Here is a 20,572-nt window from a genome sequence, read left to right as displayed (position 1 = left end):
AAGAGACTCGTGACTCCGAGGGTTTATATCTATCGCACGCCGCCCACAAAAAAAGCCCCCGACCAAAGGCTCGGGGGCTTTCTCTATGCCTGAACCTTACAGGCTATTTCTCCAACGGCTTACCCGCTGTCTCTCTGGCGCAGATCAGCGCAATCAACGTAATGCTCAGCGCTGCACACACATACAACGAAACAGCCAGTGTCGAGTTGTAAGACTTGTAAAGGCTGGCGATGATCAGCGGAGCGAAGCCGCCGCCGATAATGCCTGCCAGGGTGTAGGCCAGCGACGAACCGGCGTAGCGCACCCGGGTCGGAAACTGTTCGGTTACGAACGCAGCTTGTGGGCCGTACATCGCGGCGTGAATGACCAGGCCCACGACGACTGCGATGCAAATCGACAGAGGCTCGGCAGTGTTCATCAGTTTGAAGAATACAAAAGCCCAGACCATCGCACACAGCGCGCCGCCGATGTACACGGGACGTCGGCCGATCTTGTCGGAGAGGATGCCGAACAGCGGCACACAAATCGCGTTCAGCCCCGCGCCAATCATCGTTGCGGTGAGCGCCAGAGGTCGCGGCAAATGCAAAACCGTCGTCACGTAGGTCAGCGTGAACACTACAACCAGCGCATAAAGAACGTCCGATCCGACACGCGCACCGCCTGCCAGCAGCAGTCGACGCCAGTGGTTACTGAAGACTTCCTTGATCGGCGTTTTTGCCGTTGCGTTGTGTGCTTCGATCTCCTTGAAAACCGGGGTTTCTTCCACCCCGCGACGCAGCCAGAGGCCAAAGATCACCAGTGCGACACTCGACAGGAACGGAATGCGCCAGCCCCACGACTGGAAGTCTTCCGGGCTCAGCCCCCAGGAAACCAACGCAATGAAGCCGGTGCCCAGCAACGTACCGCACGATGGGCCTACCTGGGTGAAAGACGCATTACGACCACGCTGATGCTGCGCACCATGCTCCATGGAGAGCAAAACCGCGCCCGCCCATTCACCGCCAATCGCCGCGCCCTGCACGAAGCGCAACGCCACCAGCAGAATCGGACTCCAGATGCCCCACGCGGCGTAGGTGGGCAACAAGCCCATCAGGCCTGTGGCCACGCCCATCAATACCAGCGTGGTGACCAGCACAAAACGACGGCCGAGCTTATCGCCCAGATGACCAAAGACAATGCCACCGAGAGGTCGTGAGATATAACCAACGGCATAGGTTGAAAACGCGAGAATGGTGCCGGTGAGCGGATCGAAAGAGGGAAAGAAGATCGCATTGAAGACCAGCGCCGCCATCAGGTTGTAGACCGTGAAGTCGTACCACTCCAGCGTCGTGCCGATCGTACTGGCAGCCGCCAGGCGGCTCATTTTCTTGCCCGAGGCAACAGGCGCTGAAGATGCAACAGGTGCCGAGTCGGACAGCGCCTGTGTAGTTTGCGTCGTACTCATCATGTTCTCCATTGATCAAGAATGAAGAAATGATCCGTCGACACGCCAAGGTGTGACAAACGGGTTTTTTACACCGCAACGATCAGTTTTTCTTGTGCAAAACGACCTGCGCACCAATCAAGTGCCAACGATGATCCACCCTGGCGCAAATGGGCAGATTCAGCGCCTGATCAGGCTCATTTCGGCTTCGCGTTGATCCGCACAAGTTCGAGTAAATAATCCAGAACTGCTGACGATTTGCGGGCGTTCCACACTACGGCGATCCCGCTGGACAGCTCGCTCGCCTGATTCCTGAGCGGGCGAAAGACCACACCGCGCCGTGTGACATTCTGGAGTGAGGCGGAAACGAACGCGATGCCCTGCCCCTCGGCAATCAGGCCGAGCAGGATGTGATGGTCGTCGGGTTCAGGAATCGTGCGCGGCTTGAAGTTGTGTCGCTCAAAAACCGTCAGACAATGATCATAAAACCCGGGGTTCAGTCGCCGCTCGAAGCGGAATATCGCCTCGTCAGCCAGGTCTGAAAAGCCCAGCCTGCGCTTGCGGGCAAGGGGGTGGCTGGCGGGCAGCGCAACCACCACTGGCTCTTCCAGCAGTGTCTCGACATTCAGGCCTTTGGTCTCGGTGTGCAAGCCGATGAAAGCCACATCCATTACGCCATTGCTGATGTCCCGCACGAGGCTGATCGAGTGCTTGCCCGCCATGGTCATTCGCACGCCCGGATAGCGCACGTTTAGCGGCCCGGACACATCGGGAATGACGCTGCGATCAAACACCGTGGTGTATCCCACACGCAGCTGATCGCACTCATCCTCAATCGTCGCTTGAGCAATCGCCACGGCTTTCGCGGCCTGTGCCAGTGTTCGTTTGACCTCTGGCACGAACGCCAGGCCCGCCTGGGTCAGGGTGACGCCGGTAGTGGTCCGCACGAACAAATCGACGCCGAGCAGGGTTTCCAGCTGGCGGATTTGTCGACTGAGCGGTGGCTGGGAAATATTCAGGCGCGTCGCGGCACGCCCAAAGTTGAGTTCCTCGCTGAGGGCAAGGAAGTACCGGAACTGCCGCAGATCGATGGCTTCATTCATACCGAAAAGGTATCACCTAAAGAGTATTGGATCAAAAGCCAAGGCCCCGCCTAAGGTGCCAGTCACAGTTCATCTCAGGAGATACCCATGGAAAACCAACGTTATGTCAGAGGCTTGGCGAAGCTTAAAGAGATTGATGGTCAGGCGGGGGAAAATGTCATTGAGAGCCTGAAGGATATTGCTCCTGATTTCGCACGACTGCTTATCGAGTTTCCGTTTGGCGATATTTACTCGAGGCCGGGTCTGGACCTCAAGACCCGAGAGCTTGCTGTTGTCGCGGCGCTCACGGCATTGGGCAATGCAGCACCACAGCTCAAGGTACACATCCACGGTGCACGTAATGTTGGCTGCTCCGAGCAGGAGATTGTCGAAGTCATCATGCAAATGGCTGTGTATGCCGGTTTCCCCGCCGCGCTTAACGGGCTGTTTGCGGCCAAGGAAGTGTTTTCGCAGATAGCTGAATGATTTGTCCATGACTGCGTGCTATGGCCCGGCCAACCCCTGACGTGTAGGAGCTCACCGAGGTTACGAGGCCGGCGATGGCGGTGTATGAGACAGGCCGCCATCGCGGCCTCGCGTTCCTCGAACAACTGCAATTCTCCAGATTAAACCCTGACCTGTAGGAGCTCACCGAGGTTACGAGGCCAGCGATCGCGGTGTATCAGGCAGGTCGCCATCGCGGCCTCGCGTTGCTCGTGCGCTCCTACAGATTCAGTGATTATTTCGCGACGGCGCGGGGCGATCGCCTGGAACATGCACCCTGGTTCAAGGGAGTGCATGTTGTTCGATAGAAGCCATACGCTTCTGGAATTACACAAACCTAGGACAGGCGCCTCGCCCTTTCGAGGCCGTCCACCAACGGACTGCTCTCCGTCGCGGGATAAGCCGCCACATTCTCAGGCTGTCTAACAGGCTTCGTGTCCTCGGGTTCACCATTAAGCGCTTTGTTCATCTTCACCGTGTCCAGCGCGCCTACCCATTTGGCGATGGCCATGGTGCCCACGCCGTTGCCAATGGTGTTGGTGATCGCCCGTGCTTCGGACATGAACCGATCAACACCCAGCAACAAGACCATCCCCGCCACCGGAATCGTGCCCAGCGAAGACAGCGTCGCCGCCAAAATGATGAAGCCAGAACCGGTAACCCCCGCAGATCCTTTGGAGGTAAACATCAATACGGCCAGGACAATCAACTGGTCGGTCAGCGTCAACGGCGTGTTGGTCGCCTGAGCAATAAAGATCGCCGCGATGGTGTAGTAGATCGCCTGTCCATCAGGGTTGAAGGTCAGGCTGGACGGGATGATCATCCCCGCAACCGGTTTGGACACACCAGCTTTTTCCATCTTCGAGATCATCTGCGGCAGCACCGACTCAGACGAACTGGTGCCCAGCACGGTGAACAGCTCCTCCTTGATGAACTTGAGAAACTTCCACAGGCTGAACCCGCTGTAGCGGCAGATAGGCCCCAGCACGAAGATCACGAACACGATGCAGGTCAGGTAAACACAGGCCATTAATTTGCCCAGCGAAAACAGCGAACCAAAACCGTATTTGCCAATGGTGAAGGCGATTGCACCAAACGCACCGATGGGTGCCAGACGCATGACCATGTTGACGATGCGAAACATGCCCTGCATCAGGCTGTCGAGCATGTCGACAAAGGGTTTGCCACGCGGCCCGACGTGAGCCAGCGCGACACCCAGCAATATTGAAAACAGCAGGATTTGCAGCACATTGCCTTTGGCAAACGCATCGACGATGGTGTCTGGAATGATGTTCATGAAGAAATCCATGAACGTCGTGTGTTTCGCCGCTGTGGTGTAGTTGGCCAGACTGGAGGCATCGAGTGTTGCCACATCGATGTTCATGCCGGCGCCTGGCTTGAACACGTCAACGACCACCAGGCCAACCACCAGCGCCAGGGTCGACACCACTTCAAAATAGATGAGCGCACGAAAACCGACGCGGCCCAGCTCTTTCATGTTTTCCATCTTGGCAATGCCTGTCACTACCGTGAGGAAGATCACCGGAGCCAGGAGCATTTTGATCAGTTTGATGAACGCATCACCCAACGGTTTGAGCGCGGTTCCGGTTTCCGGAACCAGCACGCCCACCAGCGCGCCGAGGATGACGGCGATGAGCACTTGCACGTACAGCTTGCCAAATATTCTTTTCATGACAGGGCCCTGATTTTTATTGTTGTCAGGAAATGCCGAGGGGTCAGCTCCAGTGAACTGCCCCTTGGCGTTGTGCCGCAGTACTACTTTGAATCAGCGCTTGATCAGCGCGATCACCGCATCGGTGATCTGCCGGGTAGTGGCGGTGCCGCCGAGGTCTGGAGTGTGCAAGCCACTTTCGGTTACCGCTTCGATGGCCGACATCAATTGCTTGGCGGCTGCGGGCTCACCCAGATGCTCAAGCATCATTGCGGCGGTCCAGAACGTCGCGATCGGGTTCGCCACGCCTTTACCCGTGATGTCGAATGCCGAGCCGTGAATCGGCTCGAACATTGACGGGAATTTGTGCGACGGGTTGAGGTTTGCAGTCGGTGCAATGCCCAGGCTGCCGGACAAGGCAGCGGCAAGGTCCGAGAGAATGTCGGCATGCAGATTGGTGGCGACGATGACGTCCAGCGTCGACGGTTTCAGCACCATTCGCGTGGTCACTGCGTCGACCAGTTCCTTATCGATTTTGACGTCCGGGAAGTCCTTGGCAACTTCATAGAAAATCTCGTCCCAGAGCACCATGCCATGTCGCTGGGCGTTGGACTTGGTGACCATGGTCAGGTGTTTGCGCGGTCGACTTTGCGCCAGTTCGAACGCAAAGCGATGAATGCGCTCTACCCCTGCACGGGTAAATACCGACACTTCAGTGGCGACTTCTTCAGGCAAACCACGGTGAACACGGCCACCGTTACCGGAGTATTCACCCTCCGAGTTTTCCCGCACCACCACCCAGTCGATCTGCTCGCCGTTATGCAGCGGGCTTTTAACGCCCGGCAGCACTCGCGCCGGACGTACGTTGGCGTACTGATCAAAGCCCTGACAGATGGGCAGACGCAGGCCCCAAAGGGAAATATGGTCTGGCACGTTGAGTGCGCCGACCGCACCGAAGAAAATCGCATCGAAGGTTTTCAGCTCTTCCAGGCCGCCCTCGGGAATGTAGTAACCGTTTTTAAGATAGTTGTCGGAATTCCAGTCGAAGTGTTTGAAATCCAGTTCGAACCCGGATTTTTCAGACAGGGCCTGCAGCACTTCAACGCCTGCCGCGATGACTTCTACACCGATGCCGTCACCTGGAACTGCAGCAATTTTGTATGCGCTCATCTTCAACTCCACTCTCGTCACGTTCTTGTTATTCCCGTCGAACCGGGCTGTCCAAAGGGGTGTGATCGGAGTATATGTAGTGAATAAAGAGGCATGAGTTACTCCAAATCACTACATAAATAACTTTGAGTTACGAATGAGCCAAACCCTGGATTTGTCTTTTTTCCACTTGTTGGCCAACAAGGGCAGCCTTGCTGCGACAGCGCGTGAGCTGGGCGTTACCCCGCCAGCAGTGAGTAAGCGGTTGACCGCACTGGAAGCGCGGCTAGGCATCCGCCTGGTCAACCGTACGACGCGATCAATGAGCCTGACCTCGGAGGGCGAACTGTATTTCTCTCATGCGGCGCGCATCCTGACCCAGATCGACGATCTTGAGCAGTTGATGAGCAGCAGCCGTGCGACGCCTAAAGGCTTGATCCGCGTCAACGCGTCTCTGGGCTTCGGCCGTCGGCATGTTGGCCCCGCCCTCGCGGCGTTCTTCGCCCTGTATCCCGAAGTCGAAATCCAGCTGGAGATCAGTGACCATCCTCTGGATCTGGCAGCACACGGTTTCGATTTGGGCATTCGTTTCGGAACCCTGCCGGACGCCGCCTTTCATGCACGAAAGATTGCCTCCAACCGGCGCCTGCTGTGTGCCTCGCCGCTGTACCTCGAGAAATACGGGACACCGCAGAAGCTCAGTGAACTGCAGAACCATAATTGCATTTTCATTCGCCAGAACGAGTCACCTTACGGGGTGTGGAGCTTTACCAATGGCGGGCGCACGGACAACGTGAAGGTGCATGGCGCACTGGGTTGTAATGACGGCGAAGTCGCCCTGAACTGGGCGCTGGAGGGGTTCGGCATACTGCTCAGGGCCGAATGGGACATAGCCCGTTATGTGCGCAGTGGCCGTCTGCGACTGGTGCTTGAGGACCAGACGCCAACCCGCGCTGACGTGTATGCGGTCTATCCGCAGCAACTGCATTTATCAGCGCGGGTGCGCAGCCTGATCGACTTTCTAATCGAGCGTTTCAAGCACATTGATAACGTCGAAGATAACTAGCGTCTCGTGTGCCCCAGTTGCCAGACGCGGGCGACATCCCTTGCGCTCTGCTGCAACAAGCGCGAGGCTTCCTGACAGGCATCAGTCAGACTCATGGGACCTGAAACCACCGAAAACGCGGCGGTAATGCCGTGCTGATAAAGGGCTTCGTAACCTTCACCCAGGGTTCCGGTGAGAATCAGCACCGGCACGTTATGCTTTTGCGCGATCCGGGCGACCCCCATAGGGGTTTTGCCTCTCAGGGTCTGGAAGTCGCAACTGCCCTCCCCACTGACAACAAAGTCTGCGCCCTGGACTTTGTCTGCCAGGCCGACCAACTCGGCAACCACTTCAACACCCGGTCGAAAACCCGCCTTCAGAAATGCTTTTGCGGCAAAGCCCATGCCTCCCGCAGCACCTGCGCCGGGCTCGTCCCGTACATCGTGCTCAAGCACGGCAGCGCAGCAGTCCGCATAGTGGGCCAGTGCATGGTCCAGTGATTGTATTTGCTCAGGGCTCGCGCCTTTTTGTCGGCCAAAGGTGAATGAGGCACCGTGGGGACCGCACAGCGGGTTATCGACATCAGCTGCAATTTCGAAACTGACGGCCTGCAAACGCGGGTCCAGCCCGTTCAGCTCGATGCGCGCCAGACCGGACAGCGCCAAACCTCCGGGCTGCACTTCGTTTTCTTGTGCATCATAAAAACGCACACCCAGCGCAGTGAGCATGCCCGCACCGCCGTCATTGGTTGCGCTGCCGCCGATGGTCAAGACGATTTTCTCAGCGCCAGCATCAAGGGCTTCAACGATCAGCTGGCCGGTCCCCACAGTGGAGGTGATACACGCATTCCGTTGCGCCACTGCCACCAGTTGCAAGCCACTGGCCTCGGCCATTTCAATGATTGCGGTACGCGACTCGGGTAACCACCCCCACTGGGCCGTGACTTCAGTCCCGAGTGGTCCGGTGACGACAGCCTGACGGCGTTCGCCGTCGAGTACCGCCAGGATCGCATCCACGGTGCCCTCGCCGCCATCGGCCATGGGGCATTGAACAAGTTCGGCCTGGGGAAAGACTTCCGCCAGCCCCAGCGCAATCGCTTCAGCAACACCGGCTGCGCTCAGGCTGTCTTTAAACGAATCAGGTGCTATGACGATCTTCATTGACGCTCTCCGGCGATCTATTTGTTGTGCCTTCAGGCTGACAGCCTATGCATCTAATACGCTTCGGTCTTCAGAACAATAAATTAACTGTTTTATTGGTCGCCCGCACAAGCCAGTGAAATTCCCGGAAGCAACTGCACACCGAGGTACAACGTCATCACGTCATCGATCCTGCTCAGGTCCAGGCCGGTGATTTCCGCGATACGGTCCATCCGATAGCGCAGGCTGTTGCGGTGCAAGCCCAACGCTGCTGCGCACTGTTGAACCTGTCCGCTATGTTCACACCAACTGCGCAGGGTCTGCATCAACTGGCCATTGCTGTCGCTGGCACGGACCTTCTCGATAATCGCCAGTAGTTCGTCCGTCGCGCCCTCTTCCCGATGCGCCCACAACATCACCGGCAAGCGATAGCGGGTCAGGTGCAAAACTTTTTCGTGTGTCATCACCGCCAGGCCATAAGCGGCGAGCGTCTTCACCCGGATGCAGACTTTGCGCAGTTGCACGATGTCCTGCGCAGGCACGCCGATTGCCAGGCGGTCTACGAGCCAACCCTGGGTTTGCATTTTCTGCTGGAGCTTGTCCGGGTCAATAACCGCTGTCGAGGGGGGGCACCAGAGCAGTGTTCTAGAAGAGTAACTCAGGCACCAACTGTCCGCCGCTCGTCCCTGCAGCCATTCACACACTGCTGCAATCGCCTGATCCGAGGCCAGCTCAATCCATATCGGTGTGCGTGCAAGCTGAGGTTTGAGGCCCAGTCGTTGCGCTTCATCCAGCAGCCGGGCCGGTTCGCCAGTTTCGTTCAGCAGCAGTGACAGGAGTTCATCAATACGCAGTTTGCGCCACTGGCGCTCATCCTCCCGATGGCGTTGAGCGACGAGCATTTCAGCGGTCATGCGCAACAACTGCGCGTAGGTGCCCAGCGCCTGCGGATCCCCCGTCAGCCCCAGTACGCCAATCAATCGCCCGTCATGCATGAGCGGTACATTGATACCCTGTTGAACGCCCTTGAGACCCGAGGCCTGATGAATGTCGATGGACAGGATTTGCTGCGTGGCCAAAACCTGCTGCGCCCCCTCGTGGCGGGTATTGATACGTCCGGTTTCACCGCTCCCCAGGATCAATCCCTGACTGTCCATGACGTTGACATTGCACGGCAGGATGGCCATCGCCCGGTCGACTATCTCCTGTGCCAGCGCGTAGTCCAGTTCAAACATCTTGTTGTCCTTTTGCCCTGCGAGTGTGCTTGAAAGTGCTCGGGCCCGGATGAATGCCCGCTGAGCATCATGAAGGTCACATCATCGGTTTTACAAGCAGGCGTCCGATGCCGCATTCACTTGTCTGAAAAATACGATTGGTCAGTCCAATCCAGATTGAGTTGATATTGGTCTTGCCAATGTAATGTGTGGCGTGTAGTTTTTCAGCCGTGATCATCCGAGCGGGCACCTGTCCGACTACAACAAAAAGAGATCCCACTGATGAATAGATCCCCCATCAGCAGCGCGTTCGGTGCCCTTCCCCATAAACAAGGAGCATCAGCATGCTGACTGTCATCTGTAATGAACCTGGATCGTTGACCGCCATTGAACGTGACAAACCGGTCCGGCAACCCGGAGAGGTCCTGATCCGTGTCAAACGAGTTGGCGTCTGCGGCACTGACCTGCATATCTACACCGGTAACCAGCCTTACCTCGATTACCCGCGCGTGATGGGCCATGAATTCTCCGGGGTGGTCGAAGACGCTGACGGCACCAGCGAGCTGGCTGTTGGCGATGTGGTTTACGTGATGCCTTACCTTTCCTGCGGGACCTGCAGTGCCTGCCGTCAGGGAAAAACCAACTGCTGCACCTGTATCCAGGTCCTGGGTGTTCACTGCGATGGGGCCTTCACCGTATACCTGAGTATCCCGCAGGCGTTCGTGCACAAAGCAATGGGGGTGTCCCTCGATCAGGCCGCCATGATCGAATTCCTGTCGATCGGCGCACACGCGGTGCGGCGCTCAAATGTGCAGGCCGACAAGCGCGTGCTGGTGGTCGGTACCGGCCCGATTGGCATGGCAGCGGCGATCTTCGCCAACCTGCGCGGGGCTCAGGTCACGGTGCTGGACACCCGGGATGACCGACTGGCGTTCTGTTCGCAGCATTTGAATATCCATGCGGCCGTAAAAATCGGCGAAGGCGACAAGCAGGCCCTGTCTGACCTCACAGGGGGTGATTTCTTCGATGTGGTGTTCGATGCCACCGGCAATGCCCGAGCGATGGAACGCGGCTTCGAGTTCATCGCGCACGGCGGCACTTACGTGATGATTTCGGTGGTCAGGGATTCCATTACCTTTTCCGACCCTGAATTTCACAAGCGTGAAGCCACGTTAATGGGCAGCCGTAACGCCACCAAAGAAGACTTTCACTACGTGGAAGAATGCTTGCGCAACGGCTTGATTCCAGACGCAGCGTTGAACACCCACCGGCTGACACTCAAGAATGTGGCCGAGTCGTTCACCACCTTGCTCGACCCGAAACAGGGCGTCGTCAAAGCAATCATCGAGTGCTGAAAAGCCGTTGAAGAGGACGCACCATGAACCAGCCCTCCTTGCTTGTTTTGACACCCGGAGATGATGTCGCTGTGGCCCGGGGCGACATCGCCGAAGGCCAGTCGTTGAGCGCTGACGGCATTGCCCTGGTTGCACGACAGCCGATACCGTCGGGTCACAAGATTGCCCTGCGCCGTGTGTCGATCGGGCAGCAGGTACTCAAATATGGCCAGACTATCGGCCAGGCTACCCAGAGCATCGAGCCAGGCGACTATGTGCACGTGCATAACCTCGCGATGCCGACCGTCACGACCGAACACAGCGTGCAAAACGCCTATGTGCCCACAACATTGAGCCATGAGCCGGTCACATTCGAAGGTTACCTGCGCGACGATGGACGCGTCGGTACCCGCAATTACATCGGGATCATTTCCAGCGTCAATTGCTCCGCGACTGTCTGCAAACACATCGCCCAGGCGTTCTCTGCCGAACGCCTGAAAGACTTCCCCAATGTCGACGGCGTGGTTGCCATCACCCATGGCAGCGGCTGCGGCATGGGCGCCAAAGGCGAAGGCATCGACATTCTTAAACGGACGCTAAGCGGCTACGCGAATCACGCCAACTTCGCCGGCGTGCTGTTGATCGGTCTGGGGTGTGAGGTTAATCAGCTCACGCCGCTACTGAATGAGCTGGATGATCGATCCGCACTGCTCAAGGCCAGTCTGATCATTCAGGACGCGGGCGGCACGCGCGAAACCGTGCAACGCGGCATCGCCCACATAGAAGCGATGTTGCCGGTCATTAACAGCTTCAAGCGCACAACCGTATCTGCCAGCCATCTGTGCGTCGGCCTGCAATGCGGCGGCTCGGATGGTTACTCAGGCATCACCGCCAACCCGGCACTGGGCGCAGCGGTGGATCTGCTGGTCAAACAAGGCGGCACCGCGATTCTTTCGGAAACCCCGGAGATTTATGGCGCTGAACACCTGCTGACGGCCCGCGCCGCCGCCCCCGACATCGCAGCTAAATTGATGGAGCGGATTCGCTGGTGGGAAGCCTACGTGCAGCACAACGACGGCGACATGAACAACAACCCCTCGCCTGGCAACAAGGCCGGTGGCATCACTACCATTCTGGAAAAATCCCTGGGCGCTGTGGCCAAGGCAGGCGCTACCGGCTTGATGGGGGTTTACCAATACGCGGAAAGCATTGAAGCCCGCGGGCTGGTGTTCATGGACACTCCCGGCTACGACCCGGTGTCTGCTACCGGCCAGGTCGCGGGCGGCGCGAACCTGATCTGTTTTACTACCGGCCGGGGTTCGACCTATGGCTGCAAGCCCACCCCATCGTTGAAGATCGCTACCAATACCGGGCTGTTCCAGCGCATGGAACTGGACATGGATTTCGATGCTGGCGGAATCGTGGACGGCCTGGAGTCTGTGGCCGAGTCCGGCCAGCGCTTGTTCCAGTTGATGCTCGATACCGCTTCCGGACGGCAAACCTGCAGTGAAGAAAATGGTTTGGGGGATAACGAGTTCTTGCCGTGGCAGATCGGCGCAGTGATGTGATGAAGCCCTTAACCTCTATTCCATGGACCGCTTCAGCAGCGGCGCCGTAATCGGTCGCTATGGTAGCCTTCGCCAACTTTCCGATGGACGCCGACGCCATGGTTTCACCGATCAACGCCGCTGACCGAAAGCCGTATCAGAAAATTGCCGATCAACTGCGCAATTACATCGCGCAGGCGGATTTTAAAACCGGCGCGAGGCTGCCTCCCGAACGGGATCTGACGCGTCTGCTGGGTGTGTCCAGACCCTCACTGCGCGAGGCGCTGATTGCGCTGGAAATCGAAGGTGCCGTTGAAATCAAGATGGGCTCGGGCGTTTATGTGCGAGCTAACCCCAAGGACGTTGGCGGTAAGGCTGTCACTTTGGGCGAGAGCCCATCGGAGCTGATGCAGGCCCGTGCGCTGATCGAAGGCGAGAGTGTGATTCTGGCCTGCTTGCATGGCAAGAAAAGCGATTACCGTTATTTGCAGGACTGCATCGACGCGATGCGCACAAGCATTGCCAACGGCCTGCCGCCCCTTGAGGACGACCGTAAGTTTCATCAGCGCCTGGCTAAAATGAGCGGCAACTCGGCCCTGGTACGGATCATTACGGCGCTGTTTGATGAGCGACATAATCCGATTTCAGCCCACCTCAGCAAGCATTCAGAGAATGCTTCGACCTGGGAGGCCGCGGTCATCGAGCATGAGGCGATTCTGCGCGCGGTTGCCACCAAGGACGTCCTCAGCGCCCAGACCTCGATGCGCCAGCATTTGAGTCGCTCCGAGGGGCGCTGGCTGCAGGCGCTGGGGCCGGAGGATGTGTTGACTTGATATCTGAGGCGCCTAAATCGTCCGGATGCGGCCCAGACCAAGCCCGGCTCCCACATGAGATCGCGGTTTGCTTTGGAGCGAGGCTTGCCCGCGAAGAACGATAATGCGGTTTTTCTGACAAATAGTGGCGACTGAATCGTCCGGATGCGGCCCAGACCAAGCCCAGCTCCCACAGGAGATCGCGGTCTCCTGTGGGAGCTGGGCTTGGTCTGGGCCGCATCCGGACGATCAGGCGCTAAGGTCTTTCAGCCCAACTGCTGCCGCACTGCCAACTCCACCCCGCGAATCTCTGCCAGCCCTTTGAGTCGACCAATCAGCGAGTATCCAGGGTTGCTCTTGCGGTGCTGGTCGTCCAGCAATTGATGGCCGTGATCCGGGCGCAGTGGCAGGCGTGGGCCGCCTTCGCGTTGGCGTCTGCGCTCCTCGGTGACTAGTTCACGGATGACGCCGACCATGTCCACGTCACCGTCCAGGTGGTGGGCTTCGTGGAAGCTGCGCGGGTCGGCTTCACGGCGGGTTGAGCGCAGGTGCGTGAAGTAGATGTACGGCGCAAAGTGCTTCGCCATCGCCACAAGATCGTTATCTTCGCGCACGCCATACGACCCGGTGCAGAACGTCAATCCATTGGCCTGACTAGGCGCAGCGTCCAGCAGCCATTGAGCGTCGGCGGCGGTAGAGAGAATACGCGGCAGACCGAGCAGCGCACGGGGCGGATCGTCCGGATGGATAGCCATGCGCACGCCGACTTCTTCTGCTACGGGAATCAATGCCCGCAGAAAATAGCCCAGATGCTCACGCAATCTGGCTTCGTCGATATCCGCGTAAGTGCGCAGCAAGGCGCGAAAATCTTCAAGGGTGTAATGCTCTTCAGCGCCTGGTAGGCCTGCGATCAGCGTATTCACCAGCGCCTGGGTCTGGCTGTGCGTGAGCCCGTCGAAATAAGCCTTGGCTTGCTGAACATCTGCGTCGCTGTACTCGGCTTCCGCCCCGGGACGCTTGAGAATGAACAGGTCGAACGCGGCAAAAGCAGTCTGATCAAAACGCAGCGCCCAGCCTCCATCCGCCAGTTCCCACGCAAGGTCGGTACGCGTCCAGTCCAGCACCGGCATGAAGTTGTAGCAGACGATATCGATGCCGCAACTCGCCAGATTACGCACACTCTGCTGATAGTTGGCGATGTACTCGTCACGACGACCACAACCGCGCTTGACGTCTTCGTGTACCGGAATACTCTCCACCACGGACCAGGTCAGCCCGGCGGCTTCAATCATCTGTTTACGCGCGGCGATGGCTTCTACTGGCCACACTTCGCCATTGGGAATTTCGTGCAGCGCAGTGACGATGCCGGTCGCGCCGGTTTGCCGCACGTCTGCCAGGGAAATCGGGTCTTTAGGGCCGAACCAGCGCCATGTCTGTTCCATGTGCGTCTCCTTTCTTGTTAGTTATGAGCAGCAAAGCGTTGCAAGACGCTGTTTATGCCGTCGTCAATCAGCGAGCTATAGGCCTGCTGCACGGCATCGCGAAACGCCGCGCGCTTCGACAGCTCGGTCGGGAAGACTTCATCCAGTTCCAGAAACGCGTCCACCAGTGATGCGCCTTCAAAGCGTCCCGCCAGATCAGCAAAGGTGGCATTCAACGGGTCGTCCACGACCTGCGTTATCGTTTGTGTGCAGTAACGAATCCAGGCTGCAATGCCCAGCGCGGAGCTGGAAATGTCGCGACCGTCATCGAGCAACTGCTGTGCACCGAGCAACCAGCGTTGCGGCAGTTTCTGCGAACCGTCCATGGCGATTTGTCGCAGCCGATGTTGCAGGCTGTCATTGGCAAAGCGCGCTTTAAGATCGCGGGCATAGAGTGCAAGGTCGATACCCGCTGGCATGTTCAGGGTGGGCGCCGCTTCTTGGGTCATATAGTGCTCGATAAGTCCCGCCAGGCGCGGGTCGCTGACCGCCTCGAATACCGTTTCATGACCTGCCAGCACGCCCACGTAAGCCAACAGCGAATGGCTGCCGTTGAGCATGCGCAGCTTCATCGTTTCGAAGGGCTGCACGTCGTCAACCATCTGCACGCCTTCCACTTCCCAGTCTGGGCGACCCAGCGGAAAGTTGTCCTCAATGACCCACTGGCTAAAGCTTTCACACACAATTGCAGCCGGATCATGGCAGTCCAGTTGCTGCTCCAGCCGACTGAAAGACTCGGCGGTCATGGCCGGGACAATCCGGTCGACCATACAGCTGGGAAACGCTACGTGCTGATCGATCCACTGCGCCAGTTCCTGGTCCAGCTCTGCTGCCAGTCCGCGTACTGCCTGCCGGGTACGCTGGCCGTTATCAGGCATGTTGTCGCAACACAGCACCGTGAACGCCGGAATCCCGGCAGCACGACGGCGGCGCAAGGCTTCAAGGACAATGCCCGGTGCCGAACGTGGCGTTTGCGGATGAGCAATGTCGTGGGCAATCGTCGGGTCCTCAAGGCGTAGTTGCCCTGTGGATGGGCTCAGGCAATAACCTTTTTCAGTGACGGTGAGCGTGACAATCCGCGTTTGCGGCGCGGCCATGCGCTGCAACAGCAACTCCAGCTCATCACCGCCCTCACCCGCATATAACGCTTCGCGCAGGACAGCAATTTCACGCAGCGTCACCTGTTCGCGGTCGCTGTACTCGGCAACGTGGTAACGAAAGTCCTGTTCACGCAAAAGATCAACCACCGCACGATTGGAGCGCAGGTTGGCGCTGCACAACCCCCAGTCGCTCTGGCCATGACGATTGAGGTGACGTTGCAGGTAGACCGCCTGATGAGCGCGATGAAACGCCCCCAGGCCAAGATGCACAATTCCAATGACCGCTTCTGGCGCTGACGCAGTGCCGGTAGCGGGCACGCGGTTCACAATAGGCATCGACACACTCCTTATGTTCTGGGATGGCTCAAGGCCGAATCATGTTGCGGTGCCTGCACAGCCGCTTCACCGGTGTCTGCAGCGCTTAGCGGTTTGACGTAGCGCGCCACACAGACCGCGCCGATGACGGTCAACAGCCCTGCCAGCAGGAATGCACTGGTAAACGAACCGGTGAATTGCACCAGAAAACCGGTCAAGGTCGGACCAATGATGCCCGAGGTGTTCGCCAGGAAATGCATGAAGCCGCTGACGCCACCAACCCGGGCAGCAGGCACGGTGTCCTGAATGATCGCCCAGTAGATGGCGCCGGTCAGGTACAGGAAGAACACCGCCAGTGCGACGAGAATGACCGCCGGATAAAGCGTTTTGACGATCCCCGCTACCGCAATGCAGGCCGCACACGCCAACAGGCAGGTCACCAGCACGACTTTGCGCGAGAACATCATCCGCCCGGTCTTCTTGAACACGAAGTCAGAGATGAAACCGCCCAGCGCCAGACCCAGGAAACCCAGCAGCCACGGAATGACGGTGGCAATGCTCATGTCCTTGACGTTCAAGCCGTGAGCCATGGTCAGGTAGCTTGGGAACCAGGTCAGGAAGAAGAACAGCGTGTAGTTATAGGAAAAGAACGCCAGTGAAGTGAACAACACAGTGGGTTGTTTAAGGTAATAACGCAGCGGATGCACCGGCAACGAAGCCACTTCGCTCGTGCCTTCGGCGCGCTGGATTTCCTCGGCAACCTTGCCTTCAGGTTTGTCCTTGACGAACTTGTACCAGACCGCAGCCCAGATCAGGCCCACGATCATGATGATAATGAATGAGACCTTCCAGCCGTAGCTGATGGCGATAAAGCCCACGACAGGCCCGGAGATCGCACCGCCAAGAGGCGTGCCGGACATCGACGAACCCAGCGCCCGAGCCCGCTGTTTTGGCGTGTACCAGTTGTTGACCATCTTGCTGGTGGTGACGCTCAGTGGCCCTTCCCCCATGCCGAACAGAATGCGGATCAGCACCAGAGAAGCAAAGCCTACGGTCAGCACAGTGAGGCCGCTGAACAGGGACCACAGCACCATCGCCAACAACAGCGTGGTTTTGGCGCCATAGCGGTCGGCGGCCCAGCCACCGATGAAGTTGAACGCCGCGTAGCCGACGAAAAAACTACTGAAGATCATGCCCATTTCACCCGTCGTCAGACCGTAGTCCTTCTGGATGAAAGGAGCAGCAACAGACAATGCCGAGCGATCCAGGTAGTTAATGACGCCTGCCAGGAACAGCATGATGATGATTAATGTACGACCTTGACCAAACATTGGAACCTCCCGCTTTTTATGTTTATTCGGTGAGGGTGCCCAAAGGGGCACTCGTATCTATATCGGACTAGTGACGCGCTTCACTCAACTGCACCAGCACCTTGCGGGTCTGTTCAGGATGGTTTTCGATCAGGTCGATGGCCGCTGGCATCTCGTCGAAAGACACTTGATGGCTGACCAGTTCCTGAACCTGCAATTTGCCGCTGGCGATCAGTTCGATCACCCTGGGAAACTTGCGGTTGTTCAGGCGCGAGCCCACCAGCGTCAACTCCTTCTTGATCATCTCCAGTTGCACCAGATCACTCGGCGTTGCATTGAAGCCCAGCAAGCCGATACGTCCTGCTGGTGAGGCCAAGCGGACCATTTGCGGCATCAAGGACGGAATGCACGCGGCGTCGACAATCAGCGGCACGCCTTCGCCTTGAGTCAACTCGCGCATCGTGGCTTCGACGTCGACATCCTGACCATTGAGCGTGCGACTGGCGCCCAGGGCTTTGGCGGTTTCCAGGCGCGCATCAATGACGTCGGTGACAGTGATGTCGGTCAAGCCCAGTGCCCGGGCCATCTGCACCAGGGTCAGGCCAATCACGCCAGCGCCGTAAATCAACAGACTGTCGCCCGGATGAACGTGCATGCGATCCAACACATTGAGCGCGATGGAATAAGGTTCCACCAGCGCCGCGTGACTCAGGGACATCGAGTCAGGCAGGCGATGGGCGTTACTGGCCGGGACGCAGACCTGCTCGCTGAAACCACCGTCACGGTGCACACCAATCACTTGCAGTTTTGTGCAGACGTTGGGGCGATTGATTCTGCACGGGTAGCACGTGCCGCAACTTATCACCGGATCGATGCACACGCGGTCGCCCGCCTTGAGGTGTTCAACGCCATCGCCCACTTCGCGTACCACGCCGGAGAACTCGTGGCCGGTGACTCGAGGGAAACGCACGAAAGCGTTCTGACCGTGAATGATGTGCATGTCCGAGCCGCAGATACCGGCGTAGGCGACGTCCACCTTGACTTCGCCGGGTGCGACTTGCGGCACCTCGACGTGGGCCAGGCCGAACTCAAAAGGTGCTCTTACTTGAAAGGCTTTCATCGGGTAACTCCTGTCAGGGCGGCCGCCGCCTGATGTTTTTGTTGTGATGATTCGATTGTCTTACCAATGCCAGAGCGTGCCGTCTTCCAGGCGGTTGACCGGCAGGCTGGCGCGTTTGTAGGGGTATTTCGCAGCGAGGTTCTCATCGATGTCGACGCCATGGCCCGGGGTTTCGCCAGGGGTGAAATGGCCGTCTTCAAAGCGATAAGCGTGAGGGAAGACTTCGTCGATGCGTTCGTCGTGGGGCATGTGTTCCTGAATACCGAAGTTGGGCACCCAGGTATCGAAATGCAGCGCGGCGCCCATGCACACTGGCGACAGGTCGGTGGCGCCGTGAAAGCCGGTGCGCACCTGAAACAGCGCCGCAAAATCGGCAATCCGTCGCACATGGGTAATGCCACCTGCATGCACCAGGGTGGCACGGATGTAGTCGATCAACTGCTCCTGAATCAGCTCGCGGCAGTCATGAATCGAGTTGAACACTTCACCCACTGCCAACGGCGTGGTGGTGTGCTGGCGGATCAGGCGAAACGCCTCCTGATTTTCAGCCGGGGTGCAGTCCTCAAGCCAGAACAGGTTGAAGGGCTCGACGGATTTGCCCAGCCGACCTGCTTCGATAGGCGTGAGGCGATGATGGACGTCATGAAGGATGTGCAGGTCATCACCAAAGCGCTCGCGAACGGCCGCAAACAGCTTGGGCACGTAGTTGAGGTACTTGGCGGTGTCCCACATGTGCTCGGCAGGCAGATCACTGTCGGCCGGTTCATAACGCTCGCCGCTGCGTTTGGCCACACCATAGGTGGTGGCGATGCCGGGAATCCCGCATTGCACGCGCACGGCTTTGTAACCCAGTTCTACATGGCGGGCGACTTCGTCGAGACAACCTTCGATGTCTTTACCCGTAGCGTGCCCGTAAACCATCACCCGCTCGCGGCTTTTGCCGCCCAGCAATTGATACAGCGGCATACTGGCGGCCTTGGCCTTGATGTCCCACAGTGCGATGTCCACTGCGGCAATCGCGGTCATGGTCACCGGGCCACGGCGCCAGTAAGCCCCGCGATACAGGTATTGCCAGATGTCTTCGATGCGATGGGCGTCGCGCCCGATCAGCGCGGGCAGCACATGCTCTTCAAGGTACGCGACCACTGCCAGTTCACGGCCGTTCAAGGTGGCGTCGCCGATGCCGTAAATGCCGGCGTCCGTGACGATTTTAAGGGTGATCAGGTTACGACCCGGGCAGGTCACGATCACGCGGGCTTCAATAATTTTCATCAGTTACGGGCCTCTGCAGCAAAAGAAAACGAAGGCATGTCCAGGCAAGGCATCGCGGCGCTGGGGATCAGTGCACCGCGGTGCTGGACGACTTGAGCGGCCAGGCGATGTCCGCACTGGGCGGCCAGATCCGGCTCGCCACCTTGTAGGCGACACGAGAGATAACCAGCGCTGAAGGAATCACCGGCCGCCGTTGTGTCGACGATGTTGTGTACCGCTTCGGCCGGTACCTCAAAGCGGTCACCGGCGCAGTCGATCAGGCAAGACGCCGCGCCGCGTTTGAGTACGACTTCGCCCACGCCGAAGCTGGCGTAGGCCCGAAACAAGGCCTCGACATCGGCATATCCAAACAGGGCTTCGTCGTCTTCCCAGGTAATCAGGGCCAGATCGGTCAGGCGCAGAATGTCGCTGTAGGCCTTGCGCGCTGCGTCAGCATCGGGCCACAGGTGAGGACGGAAGTTGTTATCGAAGACAATCCGAGTACCGGATTCGCGGGCCTGACCCACAGCCTGCAGAAGGCGCTCACGGCCTTGAGGCGTGAGGATCGCCAGGCTGATCCCGCTGAGGTAAAGCACATCGTAATTGGCCAGAGCTTGCAGCATTTCATCTGCTTCAGGCCCGTCGAACATGCGCCGCGCTGCAGCCTGACTGCGCCAATAGACAAAGCGCCGTTCGCCACGGGGATCAGTCTGGATAACGTACAAGCCTGGCAATGCATCCTTGATCACCCGCACATGCTGGTTGCCAACTCTCTCGTCACACCACAACTGGCGCATAGCGTCGCTGAAGCTGTCTGCACCGATGGCGGTCACGTACTCCACCGCAATGCGTGAGACTGGACTCAGCCGGGCCAGGTAGACAGCGGTATTGAGCGTGTCACCGCCAAAGGTCTGACTGAAGTCCGAGGCTGATTCGGCGCGCATCTCAATCATGCACTCACCCACCAGGGCGACCTTGACGGGTTCGTGTGAAACGGATTGCGGCGGTTGTCTTGAAATCACATTCATCATTACGCGCCTTATTATTTTTAAAACGGCGTTTCATTTGCAACTT

General features: G+C 58.3%; 17 protein-coding genes. 5 read left to right on the top strand and 12 right to left on the bottom strand.

Annotated elements, in window-relative coordinates; translation table 11 throughout:
- Positions 1-103: 103 nt before the first annotated feature.
- Both AUC61_RS17770 and AUC61_RS17765 read right to left on the bottom strand, forming a co-directional pair.
- Positions 104-1,444 (bottom strand): MFS transporter, encoded by a 1,341-nt coding sequence (locus tag AUC61_RS17770; protein WP_122664441.1) that lies wholly within the window; start codon positions 1,442-1,444, stop codon positions 104-106.
- Between the two features lie 176 nt (positions 1,445-1,620).
- Positions 1,621-2,526, bottom strand: coding sequence for a LysR family transcriptional regulator (locus AUC61_RS17765; RefSeq protein WP_243247500.1), 906 nt, complete (start codon positions 2,524-2,526; stop codon positions 1,621-1,623).
- 87 nt (positions 2,527-2,613) lie between these two features.
- Here AUC61_RS17765 and AUC61_RS17760 point away from each other — a divergent pair, with 87 nt between their 5' ends.
- A complete protein-coding gene (locus AUC61_RS17760) occupies positions 2,614-2,991 on the top strand; it encodes a carboxymuconolactone decarboxylase family protein (protein ID WP_243247499.1) in 378 nt (125 codons plus the stop codon).
- A 355-nt stretch (positions 2,992-3,346) separates the two neighbouring features.
- Here AUC61_RS17760 and AUC61_RS17755 read toward each other — a convergent pair whose 3' ends face one another.
- Together AUC61_RS17755 and AUC61_RS17750 are read right to left on the bottom strand one after the other, a co-directional pair.
- Entirely contained in the window at positions 3,347-4,702 is a 1,356-nt protein-coding gene (locus AUC61_RS17755) for a dicarboxylate/amino acid:cation symporter (RefSeq protein ID WP_243247498.1), read from the bottom strand.
- A gap of 93 nt (positions 4,703-4,795) precedes the next feature.
- Positions 4,796-5,851: a tartrate dehydrogenase gene (locus AUC61_RS17750; protein WP_243247497.1), complete on the bottom strand. Its 1,056-nt coding sequence runs from the start codon at positions 5,849-5,851 to the stop codon at positions 4,796-4,798.
- A 136-nt stretch (positions 5,852-5,987) separates the two neighbouring features.
- Between AUC61_RS17750 and AUC61_RS17745 the strand changes: the two genes are divergently transcribed.
- Complete coding sequence (locus tag AUC61_RS17745; RefSeq protein ID WP_122664436.1) at positions 5,988-6,896, top strand: LysR family transcriptional regulator; 909 nt, start codon at positions 5,988-5,990, stop codon at positions 6,894-6,896.
- On the opposite strand, the gene AUC61_RS17740 is transcribed toward AUC61_RS17745, so the two are convergent.
- Together AUC61_RS17740 and AUC61_RS17735 are read right to left on the bottom strand one after the other, a co-directional pair.
- Positions 6,893-8,035: a glycerate kinase gene (locus AUC61_RS17740; protein WP_243247496.1), complete on the bottom strand. Its 1,143-nt coding sequence runs from the start codon at positions 8,033-8,035 to the stop codon at positions 6,893-6,895. The two genes, AUC61_RS17745 and AUC61_RS17740, sit on opposite strands and share 4 nt — an antisense overlap.
- A gap of 92 nt (positions 8,036-8,127) precedes the next feature.
- The gene (locus tag AUC61_RS17735) at positions 8,128-9,249 is read right to left on the bottom strand and encodes a sugar diacid recognition domain-containing protein (protein ID WP_243247495.1); all 1,122 of its coding nucleotides are present in this window, start codon (positions 9,247-9,249) and stop codon (positions 8,128-8,130) included.
- A gap of 323 nt (positions 9,250-9,572) precedes the next feature.
- On the opposite strand from AUC61_RS17735, the gene AUC61_RS17730 reads away from it, so the two are divergent.
- The 3 genes from AUC61_RS17730 to AUC61_RS17720 all read left to right on the top strand — a co-directional run bounded on the left by AUC61_RS17730 (position 9,573) and on the right by AUC61_RS17720 (position 12,942).
- Positions 9,573-10,583: a zinc-binding alcohol dehydrogenase family protein gene (locus AUC61_RS17730; RefSeq protein ID WP_243247494.1), complete on the top strand. Its 1,011-nt coding sequence runs from the start codon at positions 9,573-9,575 to the stop codon at positions 10,581-10,583.
- 23 nt (positions 10,584-10,606) lie between these two features.
- Positions 10,607-12,130 (top strand): UxaA family hydrolase, encoded by a 1,524-nt coding sequence (locus AUC61_RS17725; protein ID WP_243247493.1) that lies wholly within the window; start codon positions 10,607-10,609, stop codon positions 12,128-12,130.
- A 98-nt stretch (positions 12,131-12,228) separates the two neighbouring features.
- Positions 12,229-12,942 carry a FadR/GntR family transcriptional regulator gene (locus AUC61_RS17720; protein WP_243247492.1) on the top strand — a complete coding sequence of 238 codons (714 nt, stop codon included), beginning with the start codon at positions 12,229-12,231 and terminating at the stop codon, positions 12,940-12,942.
- A 245-nt stretch (positions 12,943-13,187) separates the two neighbouring features.
- On the opposite strand, the gene uxuA is transcribed toward AUC61_RS17720, so the two are convergent.
- The 6 genes from uxuA to kdgK form a co-directional block, all read right to left on the bottom strand.
- Complete coding sequence (gene uxuA / locus AUC61_RS17715) at positions 13,188-14,363, bottom strand: mannonate dehydratase (RefSeq protein WP_243247491.1); 1,176 nt, start codon at positions 14,361-14,363, stop codon at positions 13,188-13,190.
- 17 nt (positions 14,364-14,380) lie between these two features.
- Positions 14,381-15,838, bottom strand: coding sequence for a mannitol dehydrogenase family protein (locus tag AUC61_RS17710; RefSeq protein ID WP_243247490.1), 1,458 nt, complete (start codon positions 15,836-15,838; stop codon positions 14,381-14,383).
- 11 nt (positions 15,839-15,849) lie between these two features.
- Positions 15,850-17,148, bottom strand: coding sequence for an MFS transporter (locus tag AUC61_RS17705; RefSeq protein WP_243247489.1), 1,299 nt, complete (start codon positions 17,146-17,148; stop codon positions 15,850-15,852).
- A 67-nt stretch (positions 17,149-17,215) separates the two neighbouring features.
- Positions 17,216-18,247, bottom strand: a complete 1,032-nt coding sequence (locus AUC61_RS17700; RefSeq protein WP_243247488.1) for a Zn-dependent oxidoreductase — start codon at positions 18,245-18,247, stop codon at positions 17,216-17,218.
- 60 nt (positions 18,248-18,307) lie between these two features.
- Entirely contained in the window at positions 18,308-19,519 is a 1,212-nt protein-coding gene (manD, locus tag AUC61_RS17695; RefSeq protein WP_243247487.1) for a D-mannonate dehydratase ManD, read from the bottom strand.
- On the bottom strand, positions 19,519-20,526 hold the full coding sequence (gene kdgK, locus AUC61_RS17690) for a 2-dehydro-3-deoxygluconokinase (protein WP_243247486.1): 1,008 nt from the start codon (positions 20,524-20,526) through the stop codon (positions 19,519-19,521). The genes manD and kdgK overlap by 1 nt, the downstream gene beginning before the upstream one ends.
- Positions 20,527-20,572: the final 46 nt, after the last annotated feature.

This window comes from Pseudomonas maioricensis, from assembly GCF_022790535.1.
Lineage (GTDB): Bacteria > Pseudomonadota > Gammaproteobacteria > Pseudomonadales > Pseudomonadaceae > Aquipseudomonas > Aquipseudomonas maioricensis.
The sequence above is the reverse complement of the archived record's forward strand: the minus strand, read 5'-3'. Positions and strand labels throughout refer to the sequence as shown.